Source organism: Halococcus sp. PRR34 (assembly GCF_028617175.1).
Taxonomy (GTDB): Archaea; Halobacteriota; Halobacteria; order Halobacteriales; family Halococcaceae; genus Halococcus; species Halococcus salifodinae.
Window position 1 is genome coordinate 74,763 of record NZ_JAQJDA010000002.1, and the last position, 19,055, is coordinate 93,817.

Annotated in this window: 21 protein-coding genes and 1 tRNA gene; 7 read left to right on the forward strand and 15 right to left on the reverse strand. The window is 65.1% G+C overall.

Annotation, left to right across the window (positions count from 1 at the left end):
* Nucleotides 1-30: 30 nt before the first annotated feature.
* The gene (locus tag PHA81_RS03690; RefSeq protein WP_273835297.1) at nt 31-1,023 is read left to right on the forward strand and encodes a zinc-dependent metalloprotease; all 993 of its coding nucleotides are present in this window, start codon (nt 31-33) and stop codon (nt 1,021-1,023) included.
* 40 nt (nt 1,024-1,063) lie between these two features.
* Here the strand turns inward: PHA81_RS03690 and PHA81_RS03695 are convergent, their stop codons facing one another.
* The 11 genes from PHA81_RS03695 to PHA81_RS03745 form a co-directional block, all read right to left on the reverse strand.
* Nucleotides 1,064-1,276: a hypothetical protein gene (locus tag PHA81_RS03695; protein WP_273835299.1), complete on the reverse strand. Its 213-nt coding sequence runs from the start codon at nt 1,274-1,276 to the stop codon at nt 1,064-1,066.
* On the reverse strand, nt 1,276-1,692 hold the full coding sequence (locus PHA81_RS03700) for a nuclear transport factor 2 family protein (protein WP_273835301.1): 417 nt from the start codon (nt 1,690-1,692) through the stop codon (nt 1,276-1,278). The genes PHA81_RS03695 and PHA81_RS03700 overlap by 1 nt, the downstream gene beginning before the upstream one ends.
* 30 nt (nt 1,693-1,722) lie before the next feature.
* Nucleotides 1,723-2,271, reverse strand: coding sequence for a hypothetical protein (locus PHA81_RS03705; RefSeq protein ID WP_273835303.1), 549 nt, complete (start codon nt 2,269-2,271; stop codon nt 1,723-1,725).
* A 322-nt stretch (nt 2,272-2,593) separates the two neighbouring features.
* Complete coding sequence (locus PHA81_RS03710; RefSeq protein WP_273835305.1) at nt 2,594-4,468, reverse strand: FAD-binding protein; 1,875 nt, start codon at nt 4,466-4,468, stop codon at nt 2,594-2,596.
* A 79-nt stretch (nt 4,469-4,547) separates the two neighbouring features.
* Entirely contained in the window at nt 4,548-4,775 is a 228-nt protein-coding gene (locus PHA81_RS03715) for a PIN domain-containing protein (RefSeq protein ID WP_273835307.1), read from the reverse strand.
* Nucleotides 4,765-5,046 carry a hypothetical protein gene (locus PHA81_RS03720; protein WP_273835309.1) on the reverse strand — a complete coding sequence of 94 codons (282 nt, stop codon included), beginning with the start codon at nt 5,044-5,046 and terminating at the stop codon, nt 4,765-4,767. Before PHA81_RS03720 ends, PHA81_RS03715 begins: the two co-directional genes overlap by 11 nt.
* Before the next feature lies 1 nt (nt 5,047).
* A complete protein-coding gene (locus PHA81_RS03725; RefSeq protein WP_273835310.1) occupies nt 5,048-5,326 on the reverse strand; it encodes an AbrB/MazE/SpoVT family DNA-binding domain-containing protein in 279 nt (92 codons plus the stop codon).
* Nucleotides 5,327-5,744: 418 nt separating this feature from the next.
* Entirely contained in the window at nt 5,745-6,617 is an 873-nt protein-coding gene (locus tag PHA81_RS03730) for a succinate dehydrogenase/fumarate reductase iron-sulfur subunit (protein ID WP_005044452.1), read from the reverse strand.
* Nucleotides 6,618-6,623: 6 nt separating this feature from the next.
* Nucleotides 6,624-6,998 (reverse strand): succinate dehydrogenase hydrophobic membrane anchor subunit, encoded by a 375-nt coding sequence (locus tag PHA81_RS03735; protein WP_005044453.1) that lies wholly within the window; start codon nt 6,996-6,998, stop codon nt 6,624-6,626.
* Entirely contained in the window at nt 6,999-7,391 is a 393-nt protein-coding gene (sdhC, locus tag PHA81_RS03740; protein WP_005044455.1) for a succinate dehydrogenase, cytochrome b556 subunit, read from the reverse strand.
* 102 nt (nt 7,392-7,493) lie between these two features.
* Entirely contained in the window at nt 7,494-8,519 is a 1,026-nt protein-coding gene (locus PHA81_RS03745; protein WP_273835318.1) for a succinylglutamate desuccinylase/aspartoacylase family protein, read from the reverse strand.
* A 112-nt stretch (nt 8,520-8,631) separates the two neighbouring features.
* On the opposite strand from PHA81_RS03745, the gene PHA81_RS03750 reads away from it, so the two are divergent.
* Nucleotides 8,632-9,987 carry a RimK/LysX family protein gene (locus PHA81_RS03750; protein ID WP_273835320.1) on the forward strand — a complete coding sequence of 452 codons (1,356 nt, stop codon included), beginning with the start codon at nt 8,632-8,634 and terminating at the stop codon, nt 9,985-9,987.
* Between the two features lie 213 nt (nt 9,988-10,200).
* Here PHA81_RS03750 and PHA81_RS03755 read toward each other — a convergent pair whose 3' ends face one another.
* The 3 genes from PHA81_RS03755 to PHA81_RS03765 all read right to left on the reverse strand — a co-directional run bounded on the left by PHA81_RS03755 (nt 10,201) and on the right by PHA81_RS03765 (nt 12,704).
* Nucleotides 10,201-10,764, reverse strand: a complete 564-nt coding sequence (locus PHA81_RS03755; protein ID WP_273835321.1) for a DNA-3-methyladenine glycosylase 2 family protein — start codon at nt 10,762-10,764, stop codon at nt 10,201-10,203.
* Nucleotides 10,765-10,904: 140 nt separating this feature from the next.
* Nucleotides 10,905-11,342 carry a CopD family protein gene (locus tag PHA81_RS03760; protein ID WP_273835323.1) on the reverse strand — a complete coding sequence of 146 codons (438 nt, stop codon included), beginning with the start codon at nt 11,340-11,342 and terminating at the stop codon, nt 10,905-10,907.
* A 207-nt stretch (nt 11,343-11,549) separates the two neighbouring features.
* Entirely contained in the window at nt 11,550-12,704 is a 1,155-nt protein-coding gene (locus PHA81_RS03765; protein WP_273835325.1) for an acyl-CoA dehydrogenase family protein, read from the reverse strand.
* Nucleotides 12,705-12,869: 165 nt separating this feature from the next.
* On the opposite strand from PHA81_RS03765, the gene PHA81_RS03770 reads away from it, so the two are divergent.
* The 5 genes from PHA81_RS03770 to PHA81_RS03790 all read left to right on the forward strand — a co-directional run bounded on the left by PHA81_RS03770 (nt 12,870) and on the right by PHA81_RS03790 (nt 17,552).
* Complete coding sequence (locus PHA81_RS03770) at nt 12,870-14,843, forward strand: 3-hydroxyacyl-CoA dehydrogenase/enoyl-CoA hydratase family protein (protein WP_273835328.1); 1,974 nt, start codon at nt 12,870-12,872, stop codon at nt 14,841-14,843.
* A gap of 52 nt (nt 14,844-14,895) precedes the next feature.
* A tRNA-Glu gene (locus PHA81_RS03775) sits at nt 14,896-14,970 on the forward strand.
* Between the two features lie 175 nt (nt 14,971-15,145).
* Nucleotides 15,146-15,340: a cold shock domain-containing protein gene (locus PHA81_RS03780; protein ID WP_005044468.1), complete on the forward strand. Its 195-nt coding sequence runs from the start codon at nt 15,146-15,148 to the stop codon at nt 15,338-15,340.
* A 188-nt stretch (nt 15,341-15,528) separates the two neighbouring features.
* A complete protein-coding gene (locus PHA81_RS03785) occupies nt 15,529-16,113 on the forward strand; it encodes a TetR/AcrR family transcriptional regulator (RefSeq protein ID WP_005044469.1) in 585 nt (194 codons plus the stop codon).
* Nucleotides 16,110-17,552: an MATE family efflux transporter gene (locus PHA81_RS03790; RefSeq protein WP_005044470.1), complete on the forward strand. Its 1,443-nt coding sequence runs from the start codon at nt 16,110-16,112 to the stop codon at nt 17,550-17,552. Before PHA81_RS03785 ends, PHA81_RS03790 begins: the two co-directional genes overlap by 4 nt.
* A 30-nt stretch (nt 17,553-17,582) precedes the next feature.
* Here the strand turns inward: PHA81_RS03790 and PHA81_RS03795 are convergent, their stop codons facing one another.
* The gene (locus PHA81_RS03795; protein ID WP_273835330.1) at nt 17,583-19,022 is read right to left on the reverse strand and encodes a DASH family cryptochrome; all 1,440 of its coding nucleotides are present in this window, start codon (nt 19,020-19,022) and stop codon (nt 17,583-17,585) included.
* Nucleotides 19,023-19,055: the final 33 nt, after the last annotated feature.

Here is a 19,055-nt window from a genome sequence, read left to right on the forward strand (position 1 = left end):
CCCTTTGCCCGGTCGGCGACATTCTTCGGTATGAACCTCCTGCGCAGCGTCAGAGCGGTGACCGAGGCCTCCGGCGATGGACTGATCGACTGGGCCGCCGTCACCGAGGCCGCACGGGCCGCCACCAACCCGGGCGATCTCACGCTCACCGCCGACGAGCGCGCGGGCTATGCGGCCGACGTTCGCGACGCCCGAACCCGGGTCCGGGAGGTCGGCGGCGTCTCCTTCGACCTTCCCGACACCATCGAGGTCCAGCACCGCCACCACTGGATCGACGCGAACATCGCGACGTTCGAGCGCATCATGGGGGCCCTCGACATCGAGGGACGGACGCTCGCCCCCGGGATCGCGCGGGTGGCGAACACCGGTTCGATGACCGTTGCGCTCGCGTTCCTCGCCAACAACGTGCTCGGTCAGTACGACCCACTCCTCCTCGCCGAGGGCGACGATCGGGACGGGGCGGGCGAGGGCGCGGCAAGCGGGGCCGACGACCACGCGCTCTACTTCGTCCATCCGAACATCCAGCGGGTCGCCGAGGAGCTCGACGTCTCACACGCACGGTTCCGACGGTGGATCGCCTTTCACGAAGTGACCCACGCCGCGGAGTTCGGCGCGGCTCCGTGGCTCTCCGACCACCTCGAAGCCCGGATGGAGCGGGCGGTCGACGCGCTCGGCGAGGGGGGCCTCGACCGCGAGGCGTTCCGCGAACTCGACGCCGCGATGACCGCGGTCGAGGGGTACGCCGAACTCCTGATGGATCGTGCGTTCGACGACGAGTACGCCGATCTTCGCGAGAAAGTCGAGGCACGACGACGGGGCCGTGGTCCGGTCTCCCAGCTCGTTCGGCGACTCCTCGGGCTGGGAATGAAGCGACGCCAGTACGAGCGCGGGAAAGCCTTCTTTGAGACCGTCGCCGACGCCCGCGGCGTGGAGGGGGCGAGCGTCGTCTGGGAGCAACCGGAAAACCTGCCGACGAACGCTGAGCTCGACACGCCTGAGCAGTGGCTCGACCGCGTGGCTTGAGCGGTGGGCGCGGTCGGCGTCGCCGTCGAAGCCGGCTTCGTCAGCTCCGAAAGCCGAGGCCACGGGGGAAGGCGAGCCAGACCACGACAGTCCCGACGACGAGTCCGGCGCACACCGCGAGCGCGAAGGTGAGAATCGAGGGCTCGCCCTGGAGCGTGATGAGGCCCGCCGAGAGCCCAACGAGAACGATGAATCCGATCTTGATGCGGCGCGACGCAGTGAGTCGTTCCTCCTGCGATACCGGACCGACCATCACCGCTCACCGGTCCCGTTGGTGGCGGTCGAGTCGTCCGTCGTGTCGGCGTCGGCGGTGCTCACGTGCATTCCGACGAACGCCCACTCGTCGTCACGGCGTTCGAGGGTGCCGCTCCACCGCGTCTCGTGTTCGCGGTATGCGCCGTCCTCGGTGTGTCGCCACGCCATCACCACGCTGTCGCTGAACCACGCACACGAGTCGCGTTCGGTCACTCGGAGCTGCTGGCTCTCGACGGTCCAGTCGTCGGTCATGTCGGTCTGTTCGTGGAGGCCCGCCTCGATCGCCTCGTAGCCCGCGAGTCGCTCGGTGATGCCGAACTTGACGATCGATTCCGACTCGGCGAAGAAGGGAGATAGCGGGTTGCCCGCACGGAGAGCGTCGTAGTACGCCTCGATTGTGGCTTCGGCGGTCATACTGGCTCGATGCGACGGTGGGATTTACGCCTACTGGAACCCGTGGTTGGTTTCGTTCTCGTCGACCAGGTCCTCGAGTTCGGCGTCGAGCAGGTCTTCGGCCTCCTCGAACTCGTTGGCGAAGTCGTCCAGCCCATCGGGGCGGTCGTACTGGTCGTACTCCATCGGGCCGTAGGCGGGGCTGTCGAGCGCGCCCATCACGTCCTCGAACAGTGCGTCGGGGGTCGTCGGCGCGTCGGCGTGGGTTTCGAGCACGCTTTCGAGTTCCGTTGCTGCCTGCTTGGCCTCGTCCTCGTCGGCCATCGGGGACTGGACGCCGAAGCGGCCCGCATCGCCTTCGGGAAAGAGGGGGTCGAGATCGTCGTCGATCCGCCGGGCGAGTTGGGTGCCGACGCCCTGGACCTCGAAGGGGTTCTTCGCGTAGGTCTTGAGCTGAAAAACGCCTGCCGAGGGGTGGCCGAGATACATGTCCTCGCCGATCCCCTGGTCACGATCGCCTGCGACCGCCCGCCAGCCGCCGGGGTCGGCCCCGGAATCGACCACGTCCTCCAAGATGTCCTGCCAGTCGCGAACGCGCATATCACTCCTACCGGCGTGGTGCGTATCAACCCACCGCTCGCGTTTCGGTACCGGAGTCTCGGCCACCGCGGCGGTGCGGTGACGGCGGCGGTGCGGTGACGGCGGCGGTGCTGTGGCGGTGCGGGCCTCGGTGGATCGAGGGCGAAGCCGTGAGCGCAGCGAACGGCTGAGGGCTCGGGCGGTACTGTGCGGTTGCGGGAAGCGCCAGCAGTTGTACCGGGAGCGAACGAAGTGAGCGAGCGGGTGTTTTTGACCCAGGTTTTTGCAAGGGGGGTCGCGTGAGCGAAGCGAGCGCGATCCCCCCGCAGTAAAAAAGTGGGTTCTAGTAACTGCGGACCTTCGGCTCGTACTCCTTGTCCTCGCCTTCGAGGATGACCGGTTTGTAGTAGAGGTCTGTCGCACCGCCGTCCCACGCGAGCATCGAGTGTTTGATCCACTCCTCGTCGTTGCGGTCCTGATACCCCTCGCGCCAGTGTGCGCCCCGGAACTCGGTGCGGGCGAGCGCCGAGAGGGTGATGGCCTCGGCGAGGTCGATCAGGTTTCTGGTCTCGATGGTGTGCTGGAGATCGGTGTTGAACGTGCGCGAGGGGTCGTCGACGTAGACGTCGTCGTAGGCCTCCCGCGCCGCGCGGATGTCTCGGAGGGCCTGTTTCAGGCCTTCTTCGTTCCGGAAGACGTTGACGTTCTCGGTCATCGCCTCCTGGAGATCGGCACGGATCGCGGCGTGCTGGCGACCCTCGTCTTTCTCCATCAGGTGCTCGATGCGTGCTTGCTCGGCTTCCAGCGCACGCTCGACGGTCTCGTCGATCCCGACCAGCGCCGCGCCGCCGTCGGTCGCGGTCGACTCTCCGCCGTCCGACGCTCGACCGCCGTCGGCAGCGACGTCGTCGGGTGAATCGAGCGCACCGGGCGACACCGGGCTGTCGTACTCGGCGCGCTCGATGCTCGCGGAGGGGCCGGTCTCGATCTCGGCGGGCTCCATCTCCTTGCCCGCGGCGTGGCGACCCGCGCGTGCGCCGAAGATGATGAGTTCGGGGAGTGCGTTCCCGCCCAGCCGGTTCGAGCCGTGGACCGAGACGCACGCGCACTCGCCGGCGGCGTAGAGACCCGTGATGCAGGTTTCGCCGTTCTCCGAGACCTCGATCCCACCCATCTCGTAGTGCTGGCCGGGTTTGACCGGCATCGGGTCGTCGAGAGGGTTGACGCCCTCGAAATCCTCCGCGAGGTGGATGATGTTTTCGAGCCGGTCGGTGATGCGCTCCTCGCCGAGGTGGCGCATGTCGAGCATCACGTGATCGTCGTCGAACCCGCGGCCCTCGTTGATCTCGGTGAGTTCGGCGCGGGCCACGACGTCCCGCGAGGCGAGCTCCCCGTCGTTGTTCGCGTACCCACTCTCGAACATGAACCGCTCGCCTTCCTCGTTGTAGAGGATGCCACCCTCGCCACGGACGCCCTCGGTGATCAGGACCCCGGTGGAGGGCAGCGTGGTGGGGTGGAACTGGACGAACTCCATGTCTTCGAGGGGGACGCCCGCTCGGTAGGCCATCGCCTGGCCGTCGCCGGTGTTCGCGACCGCGTTGGTGGTGTGGTCGTAGACCTGGCCCGGCCCGCCGGTCGCGAGGATCACGCCGTTCCGAGCTTTGAACCCCTCGACTTCCCCAGTTTGAACGTCGTAGGCGATCGCGCCGTGGCAGTTTCGGTCCTCGGGGTCGTCGTGGTCGGTGACGGCGAGCTGGGTGACGTACCACTCGTCGTAGACCTGAATACCTCGTTTGACGACCTGCTCGTACATCGTGTGGAGCAGGTGATGGCCCGTCTCCGCGCCGGCGTAGGTCGTCCGGGGGAACGAAAGCCCGCCGAACGGACGCTGGCTCATCCGGCCGTCGTCCTCGCGCGAAAAGGCCATCCCCCAGTGTTCGAGCTGGATGACCTCGCTCGGGCTCTGCTGGCAGAGGGTCTCGATCGCCGGGGCGTCCCCGAGGTAGTCCGAGCCCTTCATCGTGTCGTAGGCGTGGTCCTCCCACGAGTCGCCGTCCCGAAGCGCAGCATTGATCCCGCCTTCGGCGGCCCCGGTGTGGCTCCGCACGGGGTGGAGTTTCGAGACGAGCGCGACGTCCGCGCCCTCCTCGTGTGCCGCGATCGCCGCGCGAAGGCCGGCACCGCCCGCGCCGACCACGATGACATCGTGTTCGTGCATCTCTTGGTCGCGGTTCGACCTACCGAGACTTGAGGCTGTTCATGCCCGGCGTAGGGTTCCGGGTTTTCGACGGACGCCTTCAGGCCGAATACGGATTTGTGTTGGTGTTCAGCCGTTGCACGCCATCGATGCTATCGAATCCATCGTCAAACGAGTAGATGTACGAAATGTCGGTTTCACGTGCGTACGCGACGAGTATCGCATCCACGAGTGAGAGATGAGCGTACCCTTCATACACGCCGAGACCTGTGGTCCAGACCTCGTTGGTCGATCGTCGGATCTCGAATCCGGTGCTCTCACGAACCATCGAGAGGGCCTCGGTCGTCTCCTCGTGAGCGAGTTCCTGCGTGAGCGAGTTCCTGCGTGAGCGCGTTCCTGCGTGAGCGAGTTCCTGCGTGAGCGCGTTCCTGCGTGAGCGCGTTCATCGTCTCCGCGAGCACGAAATCGAGCACGACGCAAACCGGGAGATCGCGAGCGTCCGCTGCTGTCACGATCGAGAGGCCCTCGTCGTGGAACTGGTCGCGTTGCTGAAACGCGCCATAGAGCACGTTGGTATCCACGAGCGCGTGCTGGGCCACGCTACGACTCGTCGCCGGCGTCGTACTCGCCAGCGGGATCGAGGCCTGTGCGGTCGTGATCGAGCGTTTCGCTTTCGCCGTCGAACCCCTCGAACTCCGCGAACACGCCCGCCCGCTGCCGGACGACTTCGACCGAAAGTTCGCCGTCGCGCCACCGCCAGCGGACCCTGTCGCCGTCCTCGATGTCGGCCCGCTCGCGGATCGTCGCCGGGATCGACGCCTGATTGCCCGAGATCGCCCCTTCCTCGATCAACTCTGTCGCCTCGCTGGATTCGCTCATACTCGAACTATCGTCTCTGACTTCATAAAACCACACTACGAGCGACACTACACAACTGTGCCCCACGCCGATGGATCGCATTCGTACTCGACGACTCGCATCGGGTGCGCGACCTGCGCGAGCTGATCGACGACTACTTCGAGTTGGTGCTGGCGAAGCACGACGAATTGAGCGGTAGTGCGGTAGGTGAGTGACAGCAGTTGTACCGCGAGCGACCGTAGGGAGCGAGCGGGTGTTTTTGGTGCAGATTTTTACGAGTAGAGAGGTTCCAAAGGAACCTCTTACAGCCGGCGCTTCGCGCCGGCGATAGCGAGGGACGCGGAGCGTCCCTCGTACCGTGCGAACGGGCGGCGAAGCCGCCCGTGAGTAGAGAGCGGTGCGCGAGCGAAGCGAGCGCACCCGACGACGTAAAAAGGTGCTACCAGAACTTCAGGTTGTCCTTCACGGCCTCGCGCTTCATCTCTTGGATGTGCTCGGTCAGCGGGATGTCCTTCGGACAGACGTCGGTGCACGAGAACTGGGTCTGACACCGCCAGACGCCGTGCTCCTGTTCGAGGATGTCCATCCGGTGTTGTTTCATCTCCTCTTCCTCGCGCTCGTCCATCGCGAAGCGGTAGGCCTTGTTGATCGCCGCCGGGCCGAGATACTGGTTGTCGCCCGCCGCGATGTTACACGAAGACTGACACGCGCCACACCAGATACACCGCGTGCTCATCTTGATCTTCTCGCGGTTCTCCCGACTCTGGCGCTGTTCCTCGCCATCCGGGGTGTCGCCCTGGAAGTACGGCTCGACTGCCTCCATCTGGTCGTAGAAGTGCTCCATGTCGACCACGAGGTCCTTTTCGACCTCTTGGTGGGGCAATGGCTCGACCCGCACCGGAGTGTCGAGGTCCCCGACCTGGGTCTGACATCCCAGTCGCTGTGAGCCGTTGATGAACAGGGCGTCCGAACCACAGACTGCCTGGCGACACGAGTGCCGGAAGGTGAGCGAGGAGTCGTAGTGATCGCGCGCGTACATCAGCGCGTCGAGCACCGTCATCCCCTGCTCGAAGGGGATCTGGAAGTCGTCGAACCGGGGCTCTCGTTTGGCCTCGACCTCCGGATCGTACCGGAACACCTTGAGGGTTATTCGATCCTCGTCTTCGCCCGCGGCCGCCTCGGCACGCTCCTGACGCTCGGCCTCGTCGGCGCGTTTGCGTTCGAGCCGCCGATCCTGGGCGGTCTCCTCGGTGGGTTCGGTTTCGGGCTCGGTCTCGCTCTCGGTCTCTTGTTGCGGGATTTGCGTGCTCATTGTGGGTTAGAAACTCACGTCCATGCCGGTCATCGCCAGCGCGACACGGATGCCTTGGACGACGAGGAGGACACTCGCGGTGACGAGCACCGCCGCCACGGCCTTTTTCTGGGTGCCGCCGAGGCCCTGGTTCACGAGGGCGTTGTAGACGCCGTTGACGCCGTGGAACGTTGCGGTCACGAGGAAGAGCACCATCGTGGCGAAGTAGCCGACCTGGCTCATCCGCGCGGTCGTCCCGGCGAGGGTGATCTCGTAGGCGTGGTTCACGAAGTGCAGCAGCATGAAGTGGAAGGCGAGCACCACGATCAGGAACGCCGCGGTCACGCGCTGGGCGAACCACCGCCAGCCGCGCCGGTCGAACGAGGAGTAGCGTTCGGCCATCTAAAAGGCCCCCGTGAGGAACGTCGGAACGCTTGCGATGGCGATCGCGCCAGTGATGACGAGCGATGCGTAGAAGCTCTTGTCCTGGGATTCGAGGCCCACACCGAGATCGACGAACAGCAGCCGGATCCCGTTGAGGATGTGAAAGACCGCGACCGCGAGCAGACCGACTTCGAGAATGCGAACGAGCAGGAGTGCTTCGAGTCCCCCGAGCGTCTGGTTGTACACCGATGCGCCCGAAATCGCCGTGCTCAGGACTGCGATGTGGGTGAACAGGTAGCCGATCAGCACCCAGCCGGTGAACTTGTGAAAGATCCACGCCCACATCCCGGCCGAGAACTCCCGCCACCGACCGAAGTCCTCGACGAGACCCCGCTCGTACGACTGACTCATGTATCGGAGCGTAGGACCGATCCGGTATAGTCGTTACGTACCCGGACGCACGTGCCGTCGTCGGATCGACGCTTCTCTCTGCTGGGTGGACTGTTCGGGCCGTCAGCCGGCGCGGTTCTCCTGACTCGACTGCTCGCGTTCGAGCGCGCGCCGAGTCGAAGCGTCGAGTTCGACGAGATGACACACCGGGTTGCCTGGATACACGAGCGGGTTCTCGAGCACGCCGACCAGCAGTCCCGTGAACGGCGCTGTCACGGTTTCGCTTGCGGTCTTGAACGGATCGGTGATCGTACAGACCGATTCGCCCTCCCGGACGAGGTCGCCGCCGTCGTAGTGCATATCGACGAGCCCCCCGACGTCGGCCCGGAGCCACGTCTTTTCGGACGCGCCGTCGATGACGGTGCGCCAACCGGGCCACCGGACCGCGTCCGTCCGCCGCAGCCCGAACTCCGCGAACACACTCTCGACGCCCGCGAGCGCGCGGTCGATCAGCTCGCGCTGGAACCGGTGGGCCTCACCCATCTCGATCGTGACCGTGGACGTCCCCCGCTCGGACGCCTCGCGTCGCAGGGTCCCTTCCGGACCAGCCCCATCGATCACGACGTTCGAACCGAACGATTTCGCCACCCGCTCGACGCCTTCCGTTTCGGTGTCGGCCCGGACGTGGAGCATGTTGGTCCGGCCCCGGGTCGAGGTGTGGAAATCCAGCCCGAAATCGCCCGGTTCGATGAAGTTCCCGAAGATCCGATTCGCCATCCGGCGGGCGCTGGTCCCGGTCTCGTTTCCGGGAAAGGATCGATTGAGATCGCGGTCGTAGATCGGGAGATACCGCTGCTGGGCGAGGAAGCCAGGGACGTTCAACACCGGGAGACAGATCAACGTCCCGTGGAGATCGGTGTGATCCCACTCGTGGGCCACGGTTCTGACGACCTCGATGCCGTTGAGCTCGTCGCCGTGGGCCGCCGCAGTGAGGACCGCGGTCGGTCCCGGCTCCGCCCCGTTGACCACGGTGACCGGAATCCGGACCGGATCGCCCATGTAGGTCTCGCTGATACCGTATCTGATGTTCTGGGTTTCGCCAGGCGCGACCTTCCCGCCGTCGTACGTGAAGGCCCCCTCGTGACTCATCACCCCCGTTCGGCAAGCCGAGAATAAAACCCTCGCGTCCCCGCCGGGGATTCGCGAGTCGTTCGTCATATACAAGCGCCACAGCTTTGTCCCGAGCCATCGACCGAACGCCATGACGAACGCCGACGACCCAGTCCGGGTGGGAGTGTTGAGCCTCCACAACAGCAAGGAGACGAAGGCCATCCTGAACGCGGTCGAGGACCTCGGACACACGCCGGTGTGGCTCCGGCGGGAGAACACCGCGGTTTCGATCCGCGACAGTGAGGTCGGCGTCGAGCCCGAAGTCGACGTGGTCGCGAACCGACTCCTGCTCTCGAACACCGAGGAGCCCGCCGAGGGCTTAGGATTGGCGGCGACGTTCGAACGCATCCGCCCGATGCTCAACCGTCCGGGACCGACCCTCACCGCGATCCACAAGTTCGCGACCGCCGCACGACTCGCCGACTGGAACGTGAGAGTGCCGGACGCGCTGCTCGCGCTCTCGAACGATCGGCTAAATCGTGGCCGCGAGCAGTTCGGCGACGTCGGGGTGTACAAGACCGCGATCGGCACCCACGGCGGCGGGACGTGGAAAGTCGATCTCGACGAGCCCGTGAACCCCAAAGTCGGTAATCGTCAGGCGTTCCTTCAGGAACTCATCGAGCGCGACGCGACCGAACACCGCGACCTCCGGGTGTACGTCGTCAACGACCGGATGATCGGCGCGATGCACCGGTACGCACCCGAGGGCGACTGGCGGACCAACGTCGCGCTCGGCGGGGCGGTCGAGAACGTCACCGACGAAATTCCCGACGAGGCCAGAGAGACCGCGCTCTACGCCGCCGACGTGATGGATCTCGACTACGTGGGCGTCGACCTCATCGAGGGAACGGATGGCTGGCACGTCCTCGAAATGAACCCGACGGCGGGATTCAAGGGGCTCTACGAGGCCACGGGGAAGAGTCCCGCACCCTACATCGCGAAGCTCGCTATCGAGCGGGTCGGCGGAGAGGTCGACGACGACCGTGTGGCGGAGATCTCGACGACGCTCGACGACTCCACACCGTCCAGTATGCCCCGTCCCGAGCGGCCCGCACCCGGCCAGACCCCGCTGATCGGCTACATCGAGGACGTGGTGGTGAGCGGCACCAGCGGCTCGCGGTCGACGCTCGCCAAATCCGACACCGGTGCGACCCGGACCAGTATCGATACCTCGCTCGCGGCCGAGATCGGTGCTGGCCCGATCAAGAGCATGACCCGCGTCAGGTCGGGAAGTTCGAAATCCGGGAAGGCACGGCCGGTCGTCGACCTCGTGGTGGGGATCGGCGGCACCCAGCACACCGTGACCGCAAGCGTCGAGGATCGGAGCCACATGAGCTACCCGCTCCTGCTGGGTCGGGACATCCTCCAACACTACCAGGTCGACGTCAGGCGGCGCGCCGACAGCGACGACGACCCAAGAGAGGAGGCGGAGCGTCTCGAAGAGTAGTGCCACCGCTCCTTCCGATGAAGCTGACGTCAGCAACTGGCGAGACTGTGTCGAAGCAATGGGATCGTCGAGGGTCGCTGTACCGCAGAAAGCGACGCAAACGCAGGAGGGGACGGACAGACGATCATCGCACCTCCCACGTCCCGACTGGGTGGTGGCGGGTCAGCCGGGATGTGTTCGTTTGATTGTCGGAGTAAAAAACCTATCGGCCGATCAGGATTCGTAGTGTGCCCAGAGGTAGCGAGTGGCGATCGATCGGTACGGTCGCCACCGTTCGGCGAGTTCGTGCATCTCCTCGCGGGTCATCTCACCGTACAGGGATTCGATTCCGCGGCGCACCGCGAGATCGCCGATCGGGAACACGTCCTCTCGGCCGAGGACGAAGATCAGATACATCCGGCCGGTCCACGCCCCGATACCACGGATTTCGGTGAGGTGGTCGATCACCGCCTCGTCGCTCTCGTCCGCGAGGCCCGCTCGGGTGAGATCGCGTTCCTGAAACGCCCGCGCCGCGTTTCTGACGTACTCGGTCTTCGCCTCGCCGAGACCGGCGTCTCGGAGGGCTTCTTCGTCGGCTCCCAGCACCGTTTCGGGGGTGACCTCCTCCAGCAGATCGAACACGCGCTCGCGTACGGCGGCCGCCGAGGCCGTCGAGATCGATTGGTTGATGATGGTGACCACGAGTCGCCGGAACTCGTTGTCGGCGGGTTCGAGTTCGAGCGATCCGTGCTCGTCGATCAACTCGGCCATCACCGGATCCTCCCTGAGTTCGTCCATACCGATCCCTCGTCCGCGGTGCGTTTGACGATGGCGTTGTTCGTCGATCTGGGTCTGTCCCGAGCGGCGTCGGCCAACGAAACAGCGCCGGGCGCACTCGTGTGCGCCTCGCTCACCGTCGCAGTTTTCCGTTCGTCACCTCACAGCAGTCCGGCAACGACGAGCAGCGCGAGCGAGACGACGCTCGCGACGAGAAACCACGGCCGCGCCGCCGTCGCCGCGGTCGCGGTCGACGACCCGGAGGACGGATTGAGCCGACGAAATCCGACGACCAGTACGATCGCGAGGACGAGCCACAGCCCCACCATCGACAGGACGAGATGGCCACGCCCTGTCGACGTGAGCGACTCGGCGGTGTACAGCGTGCCGGCGAGGTGCCCACCCGAGAACAGCAAGAGGAGCACCGAGGCGATCGTGAGATACCCGAATCGCCGGGTGATGAGCGAGACTGCCTTCTCGCCGAGCAGCTCCCGGCGCGCTGCGGGGACCACCATCCCGGCGATCACGAGCGTACCACCGGTCCAGAGGGCAGCAAAGACGGTGTGGACGGTCATGACTGCATCGAGCACCGTCGTCATCGGCGACCGCCCGTCTCGGACTGTACTTCCGTCACATCACCGCCGATCGCCCGACGTGACGTCGTGGCATCGGTTCCGACGGCGGTCGCGGCCCGTTCTCGTGGTTCGTCCCGAGCACCTCCGTGTCTCATCGCCGGTGGGTTGGAGGCTGGCACGTAAACACCGATCGAGTAGCGACGAGTACACCCGCGACGAGGGACGGTGGGGTTAGAACCCTTTGCCGAGGAGTTCGCGCGCGATCACGTTCTTCTGGATCTCGCTCGTACCCTCGTAGATCTGGGTGATCTTGGCGTCCCGGTAGAACCGTTCGACATCGAAGTCGTCGACGTAGCCCGACCCACCGTGAATCTGGACGGCCTCGTCGGCGACGTCGACCGCGACCTTCGAGGCGAACTCCTTCGCCATCGAGGCGAGCGTGGTGAGCTGCTCGTCGGTGTTTTCGACGCTCCACGCCGACTTGTAGGTGAGCTGGCGGGCGGCCTCGGTCGTGGTGTGCATGTCGGCGAGCTTGTGCTGAATCGCCTGGAAATCGCCGATCGGCCGGCCGAACTGCTCGCGCTCCTGGGCATAATCGAGTGCCCGCTCCAGTGCGCCCTTGGCGATGCCGACGCCCTGGGCGGCCACCCCGGTCCGGGTCTCGTCGAAGAACTGCATCTGCTGGAGGAAGCCCGCGCCGCGAGTACCCAGAAGGTTCTCTTCGGGGACGCGAACCCCGTCGAGGAGGAGTTCGGCGGTGTCCGATGCCCGAATCCCGAGCTTGCCGGTGATCTTCTCGGCGGTGAACCCCTCTCTATCAGCCTCGACGATGATCTGGCTGAAACCATTATAACGGCCCTCGGCGTCGGGATCGGTCTTACAGAGCACGACGAAGAAATCGCCGACCGAGCCGTTGGTGATCCACATCTTGTTGCCGTCGATCACCCACTCGTCGCCCTCCTTCTCCGCGCGGGTCGAGACCGAGGAGACGTCCGAGCCGGTGTCGGGTTCGGAGATCGCCGCGCCCATGATCGCCTCGCCGTTCGCGAGCGGCCGCAGGTACTCCTCTTTCTGCTCGTCGGTGCCGAACTCCCGGATCGCCTCGCTGCCGAACCCGGTGCTCGACACACAGAGGCCGATCCCTGGATCGACCGCGAACAGCTCCTCGATGACGAGAGCGGTTTCGAGGGTGGAGTAGCCCGCGCCGCCGTACTCGACCGGGATGCTCGCGCCGAGCATCCCCATCTCGGCGGCGGTCTCGATCAGGTCGTGGGGATACTTCTCCTCGCGGTCGTACTCACCCGCGATCGGCGCGATCTCGTTTTCGGCGAACCGTCGGACCTCGTCGCGGATCTGTCGTTGCTCCTCGGAAAGCGCATAGTCCATGATCGGTCATTACAGACCCCGGTGACAAGTAGCTTCGTACCCAGAAATAAACTCACGAGGAGTTTCTAAACTCATCGATCGGGGCGGCGATCGACGGTGTCGTTCCACGGCGAAGCTACGGGAGGGAAACGTTGAAACCACGCGGGCGAGACCGACTAGTGAGTCATGAACGCCGAGGACATCGAAACCATCGCGGTGCTGGGCGCGGGGAACATGGGACACGGCATCGCCGAGGTCGCGGCGCTCGCGGGCTACGAAGTCAGGCTGCGTGACATCAACGAGGAGTTGGTTGAAAGCGGCTACGACGACATCGAGTGGAGCCTCGGCAAGCTCGAAGAGCGCGACCAGCTGAGCGAGGAGGAGGCCGACGCCGCGCTCGATCGCGTGACGCCGGTGGTCGAGCTCGGAGATGCGGTCTCCGAGGTGGACTTCGTGATCGAGGTCGTGCCCGAGAAGATGGACATCAAACAGGACGTCTATCGGGAAGTCGAGGAGCACGCCCCCGACGAGGCGCTGTTCGTCACGAACACTTCCTCGCTCTCGATCACCGACCTCGCGGAGGTCACCGACCGACCCGAGCGGTTCTGCGGGATGCACTTCTTCAATCCTCCTGTGAGAATGCAGCTCGTCGAGGTGATCGCCGGGGCCGAAACCGCCGACGAGACCCTCGACACCGTCGAGGCGCTCGCTGAGGGGTTCGGCAAGACACCCGTGCGCGTCCGGAAGGACAGTCCGGGGTTCATCGTCAACAGAGTTCTCGTGCCGCTGATGAACGAGGCCGCGTGGCTGGTCGAGGAGGACGTCGCCACGATCGCCGAAGTCGACAGCGCGACCAAGTTCGATATGGGCCTCCCGATGGGGAGCTTCGAACTCGCTGACCAAGTCGGGATCGACGTCGGCTACCACGTTCTCGAGTACATGCACGAGACGCTGGGCGGGGCCTACGAGCCGAGTCCGTTGCTCGCCGAGAAGGTCGAGAACGACGAACTCGGCAAGAAAACCGGAACCGGATTCTACGACTACGAAGACGGTGAAGGGGCCGATATTCCGACCGATGCCGGCAGCGAGACGATCGAATCCCGACTCCTGGCGGTGATGGCGAACGAGGTCGCGAAGCTCATCGGTGGCGACGTCGCGCCGGCAAGTGACATCGACGAGGCCGTAATGCTCGGCGCGGGTTTCCCGAGCGGGCCGGCGAAGCTCGCGGACGAACGCGGGCTCGAGGATCTCCACGCCACGCTCGACGACCTCCACGGCGAGACCGGCGCAGCGCGGTACGAACCCGCCGACTACCTCGCCGAGGCCGCCGAATCGGGCGGGTTCTACGACCGCAACGGTGACGGCGACACGGGGGAGGTCGCCTTCGAGAACATCGAGGTCAGCTACCCCGGCGAGCAGGTCGGGAGGATCGCGCTCGATCGGACTCACCGGATGAACACGATCAACCTCGACCTGCTCGACGAGCTCGGGACCGCGATCGATCAGTTAGAAGCCGACGACGACGTGCGCGCACTCCTGATCGTCGGCGCGGGCGATCAGGCCTTTTCGGCGGGCGCGGACGTCCAGTCGATGGCCGCGAGCGCTGCCCCGCTCGACGCGATCGAACTCTCACGAAAGGGCCAGCAGACGTTCGGCAAGCTCCAAGAGTGCGACATGCCGGTCGTGGCGGGGATCGACGGCTACTGTCTCGGCGGCGGGATGGAGCTCGCGACGTGTGCCGACCTCCGGATCGCGACCGAGCGCACGGAGTTCGGTCAGCCCGAACTCGACCTCGGGCTCCTCCCGGGCTGGGGCGGTACGCAGCGCCTCCAGCAGATCGTGGGGATGGGCCGCGCGAAGGAGATCATTCTGACCGCCGAGCGCTACGAGGCGAGCGAGATGGCGGAGTTCGGGTTCGTAAACGAGGTCGTCGACGGGGACCTCGAATCCGCGGCGTTCGAGCAGGCCGCGGACCTCGCTGCCGGTCCGCCGATCGCCCAGAAGTTCACGAAACGCGCCATGCTTCGTGGCTGGGAGGACACCGACGCAGGCCTCGAAATCGAGTCGCAGGCGTTCGGCCACCTCGTCAACACCGACGACCTCATGGAAGGCGTCACGGCGTTCATGGGTGACGGCGAGCCCGAGTTCGAAGGGAAGTAGATCCGGAACGGAACGCTTAAACTCGGGTATCGGAAACGAAAGACCGTAGCTAGCTCCGTTGGTGTAGTCCGGCCAATCATGCGGGCCTTTCGAGCCCACGACCTGGGTTCAAATCCCAGACGGAGCGTTCTTCGGCCGAATTTTGCCGGAGACTGTTCTATAACTGGTCCGGAAAGCGGTCGCTACTGTCGACTAGCCGACGGTCAACGCACGAGGCTCTTCGATAGAGAATGAGTCTGGAGGTCCATGATATCGCCCCTCGCGGAACGCTTATTACCGAACGGGGGTTGTGTCTATTTGCAATGGCAACAGGTACGGTCGACTTCTTCAACGACACTGGCGGCTACGGTTTCATCGACTCTGAGGACTCCGAGGAGGACGTCTTCTTCCACATGGAAGATATCGGCGGCCCGGATCTCGAAGAGGACACCGAAGTCGAATTCGACATCGAACAGGCAGACAAAGGACCCCGAGCGACCAACCTCACCCGACAGTAAGTCGGCCGGCGGTCGCACGAACGACGAAACGACTTACATCCGTTTTCACGAAGCTCACCACGGTAGTCACGACCATCTCGAACGACTGTCCGTGGCCACGAGCGTAACGATCAGAACGTCCGATTCTCGCGAACCGACATGTTCCGAAACCCTTACTTGACTGACTGGCCAGTTAGCAGCAACGAACAATGACCGACGAACTCATTCGTGCGACCTACGCCGCGCTCTGCAAACATGGCTATGCGGATCTCACGATGCAGGACATCGCGGACGAGTCGAGCAAAAGCAAGGCCGCGCTTCACTACCACTACGACACCAAGCAGGACCTCCTGCTCGCCTTTCTCGCCGCACTCTACGAGGACTTCACCGACCGACTCCGGGCTCCGGATGACGACGATCCCGCGGCGCGGCTCGTGGCGTTCATCGATAGAGCGCTGACGCCGCCGGAGCGCGACGACCAGCGCGCGTTCCAGACCGCGATCCTCGCGATCAAGGCCCAGGTCCCCTACGACGACGCGTTCGGCGAGCGGATCGCGGAGTTCGACGCGTTCGTCCACGACCAGTGCCGGGCAATCGTGACCGAGGGGATCGAGCAGGGCGTCTTCCGCGACGTCGATCCTGACCGGGTCGCGACCTTCCTCGTGACGCTGTTCAATGGCGCGCACGTCCGCTGGGTGACCGAGGGACAGTCGGCCGACGTCACCCAGGAGCTGTTCGTCGAGTACGTCCGGAGTCAGTTACTCGCTAACGGCTGGGAGGTCGCCGCCGAATGAGGATTCGGGAACGGCTCGCCAGCGTGTTCAAGTCGCGCGAGGAGTTCGATCTCACGTCCGGCGGCATCGCGAAACCCCTCTTTTACCTCTCGCTGCCGCTCGTGATCACGAACCTGCTCCAGACCGCCTACAACCTCGCTGATACGTTCTGGCTCGGCCAGTACAGCACGGACGCGCTCGCGGCGATCAGCTTCGCGTTCCCGATGGTCTTCTTTCTCATCTCGCTCGCGCTCGGGCTCTCGGTCGCCGGCAGCGTTCTCGTTGCCCAGCATACCGGCGCTGGCAACGAGGAGCGCGCCGCCTACGCCGCCTCCCAGACGGTCTCGATCGCGATCATCGGCTCGATCGTGCTGGGGCTGCTCAGCTACCCGTTCGTCGACGAGTTCGTCCGGCTGCTCGGTGCGTCGCCCGCCGTCGCGGTGCTCGTGACCGAGTACATGCGGGTCTACGCGTTGGGGCTCGTGTTCGTGTTCGGCTTCTTCATGTTCGTCTCGCTGATGAGAGGCTACGGCGACACGATCACGCCGATGCTCGTGATGGCCGGGACGGTCGTGCTCAACGTCGCGATCGATCCGATCTTGATCCTCGGCTGGGGGCCGGTCCCCGAGCTCGGCGTCGAGGGCGCGGCGATCGCGACGGTGTTCTCACGCGCGATCGCGTTCGTCGTCGGGTTCGCGATCATGGTCCGTGGCTCGCGCGGCGTGACGATCAATCTCCGCGATATGGTTCCCGATCCGGAGTTCGCCAAGACGCTCTTCCGGATCGGTATCCCGGCGTCGATCGAGGGGACCGGCCGGGCGATCTCGATCAACCTGATGCTGGTGATCATCGCGACGTTCTCGACGTCGGTGGTCGCCGCGTACGGCATCGGGACACGGGTGTTCTCGGTCGTGTTCCTGCCCGCGATCGCGCTCTCGCAGGGCGTCGAGACGATGACGGGCCAGAACGTGGGTGCTGGCAAGCCGGACCGCGCTGCACAGACCAACCGCCTCGCAGCGAAAGCGATGTTCGTCGGTCTCACCGTTCTCGGGATCGTCTCGTGGATCGCGGCCGACCCGATCGTGGCGGTGTTCACGTCCGACGCGGCAGTGATCGACATCGGCGCGCGATTCCTCCGCTACGTCGCGCCGACGTTCGGGTTCATCGGGATCATGTACGCCTACACCGGAGGCTTCCGCGGCACCGGTCAGACTACCGTCGCCGCCGCGATCTCGATCCTGATGCTCGGGGTGATCCGAGTCCCGTTCGCGTGGCTCGTCGCCGACCCGCTCGGCACGCCGGGCATCTGGCTCTCGTTTGCGATCTCGAACGTCGCCGGCGCGGCGATCGCGTACCTGTGGTTCCGGCGCGGCGGGTGGCGCTCGACCGACCTCACCGGACAGCACGGGCGGACGGGCACGCCGGACGCTCCGGACGCGGACGCCGCAGTCGACGACTGACGGGCCGCCAGCCGCGCTCGCAAAACGGAATCAGCCGTCCAGCCGGTCGTACACCGCTTCAACGCTGATCATCGGCTCCGGGTAGTCCTCGCCGAGCTGGACGCCGTACATTTCTTGTTGGACCGACGAAAGTTTCCAGGGTTCGTGACAGGCGTCGGCAGGGAGCGCGTCGAGTTCGGGCAACCAGTGTCTGATGTACGCCGCATTCGAGTCGTAGCGCTCGCCCTGGCCGAGCACGTCGAAGTAGCCGTCGCGCGAGTCGTTGCCGACGCCCGCCTGGTACGCCCAGTTCCCCCAGTTCGAGCACACGTCGTAGTCGACGAGTCGCGACTCGAAGTACGCCGCCCCTTTTCGCCAGTCGATCCCGAGCGCGTCGGCGAGGAAGCTCGCGACGTTCTGGCGGCCACGGTTCGACATGAACCCTGTCTCGTTGAGTTCGCGCATGTTGGCGTCGACGAACGGAACCCCTGTGTCGCCGGCTGCCCACCGCTCGAAGGCCGTCTCGTCGTGTCGCCACTCCTTCGTGACGTCCCGAATCCCCGTCGGCGTGAAGAAATCGGCACCGTGCTTTTCGAACTGGAACGTCATGAAATCGCGCCAGAGGAGTTCGAAAACGAGCCAGTACGTCGAGTCGTTGGCAACTCGTTCGCGCTCGTACCGCTCGACGTGCTCGTGGATCAGCCTGGGCGAGAGACAGCCGACCGCGAGCCACGCCGAGAACTTCGAGGAGTAGTCAGCACCCAGGAGTCCGTTCCGGGTCTCTTTGTACTCGCGCAGGTGATCGCCCTCCCAGACGTACTCCGTCAGCCGCCGGAGCCCAGCCGACTCGCCGCCGACGAACTCGATCGCCGCCCGATCGTCCGGTTCGCGTTCCTCGATCCCAAGGTCACCTGGCGTCGGGATCGTGCCCGGTTCGTCGCCAGCGCTCTTTGGAAGGACGATCGACGTGGGGGCATCGAGGGGATCGCGCACCGTCGCACCGTCCTCGACGGTCTGTCGCCACGGCGTGAACGTGTCGTCGATCCGTTCGACGCGAGTCGGGAGGTCCTCGACGTGATACAGCGTCTTGCCCCAGAAGTCACGACTATCGATTCCGTGCTCGTCGAGCCCGTCGGTCACACCGTTCTCGATGGCGCGCTCCTCGGTCGCTGGCGTCGTGTGGTAGTGGACGATGTCGGCCCCGTGTTCGGCAGCGAGTTGCGGAACGACGTTCTCGGTCTTTCTCTGTCGAACGAGGAGGTCGCCGCCCGCCTGGCGCAGCGATCCTCGGAGGTCACGGACGCTATCGACGAGGAATCGCGCTCGGTAGGGACCGGTCTTCGGGAGATCGAACATCGTCTCGTCGAACTCGCGCGGGTCGAAGCAGTACACCGGGAGCACAGTATCATACTCGTCGACGGCGCGGACGAGTGCCTCGTTGTCGTGGGTCCGGAGATCGGTCCGGAACCAGACAACGGCGGTGTCGGTCATCGCCTTCTGGTACGCGATGGAGCCACAAGACCC

What these genes read in the sequence shown, in the direction of transcription:
- PHA81_RS03790 (WP_005044470.1), top strand. Translation starts at nt 16,110, where the DNA reads ATGAGGATTCGGGAACGGCTCGCCAGCGTGTTCAAGTCGCGCGAGGAG.
- PHA81_RS03780 (WP_005044468.1), top strand. Translation starts at nt 15,146, where the DNA reads ATGGCAACAGGTACGGTCGACTTCTTCAACGACACTGGCGGCTACGGT.
- PHA81_RS03690 (WP_273835297.1), top strand. Translation starts at nt 31, where the DNA reads ATGAACCTCCTGCGCAGCGTCAGAGCGGTGACCGAGGCCTCCGGCGAT.
- PHA81_RS03700 (WP_273835301.1), bottom strand. Translation starts at nt 1,692, where the DNA reads ATGACCGCCGAAGCCACAATCGAGGCGTACTACGACGCTCTCCGTGCG.
- PHA81_RS03760 (WP_273835323.1), bottom strand. Translation starts at nt 11,342, where the DNA reads ATGACGACGGTGCTCGATGCAGTCATGACCGTCCACACCGTCTTTGCT.
- PHA81_RS03710 (WP_273835305.1), bottom strand. Translation starts at nt 4,468, where the DNA reads ATGCACGAACACGATGTCATCGTGGTCGGCGCGGGCGGTGCCGGCCTT.
- PHA81_RS03735 (WP_005044453.1), bottom strand. Translation starts at nt 6,998, where the DNA reads ATGGCCGAACGCTACTCCTCGTTCGACCGGCGCGGCTGGCGGTGGTTC.
- PHA81_RS03705 (WP_273835303.1), bottom strand. Translation starts at nt 2,271, where the DNA reads ATGCGCGTTCGCGACTGGCAGGACATCTTGGAGGACGTGGTCGATTCC.
- PHA81_RS03695 (WP_273835299.1), bottom strand. Translation starts at nt 1,276, where the DNA reads ATGGTCGGTCCGGTATCGCAGGAGGAACGACTCACTGCGTCGCGCCGC.
- PHA81_RS03730 (WP_005044452.1), bottom strand. Translation starts at nt 6,617, where the DNA reads ATGAGCACGCAAATCCCGCAACAAGAGACCGAGAGCGAGACCGAGCCC.
- PHA81_RS03755 (WP_273835321.1), bottom strand. Translation starts at nt 10,764, where the DNA reads ATGGACGAACTCAGGGAGGATCCGGTGATGGCCGAGTTGATCGACGAG.
- PHA81_RS03725 (WP_273835310.1), bottom strand. Translation starts at nt 5,326, where the DNA reads ATGAGCGAATCCAGCGAGGCGACAGAGTTGATCGAGGAAGGGGCGATC.
- PHA81_RS03795 (WP_273835330.1), bottom strand. Translation starts at nt 19,022, where the DNA reads ATGACCGACACCGCCGTTGTCTGGTTCCGGACCGATCTCCGGACCCAC.
- PHA81_RS03750 (WP_273835320.1), top strand. Translation starts at nt 8,632, where the DNA reads ATGACGAACGCCGACGACCCAGTCCGGGTGGGAGTGTTGAGCCTCCAC.
- PHA81_RS03765 (WP_273835325.1), bottom strand. Translation starts at nt 12,704, where the DNA reads ATGGACTATGCGCTTTCCGAGGAGCAACGACAGATCCGCGACGAGGTC.
- PHA81_RS03770 (WP_273835328.1), top strand. Translation starts at nt 12,870, where the DNA reads ATGAACGCCGAGGACATCGAAACCATCGCGGTGCTGGGCGCGGGGAAC.
- PHA81_RS03715 (WP_273835307.1), bottom strand. Translation starts at nt 4,775, where the DNA reads ATGGTTCGTGAGAGCACCGGATTCGAGATCCGACGATCGACCAACGAG.
- PHA81_RS03745 (WP_273835318.1), bottom strand. Translation starts at nt 8,519, where the DNA reads ATGAGTCACGAGGGGGCCTTCACGTACGACGGCGGGAAGGTCGCGCCT.
- PHA81_RS03785 (WP_005044469.1), top strand. Translation starts at nt 15,529, where the DNA reads ATGACCGACGAACTCATTCGTGCGACCTACGCCGCGCTCTGCAAACAT.
- sdhC (WP_005044455.1), bottom strand. Translation starts at nt 7,391, where the DNA reads ATGAGTCAGTCGTACGAGCGGGGTCTCGTCGAGGACTTCGGTCGGTGG.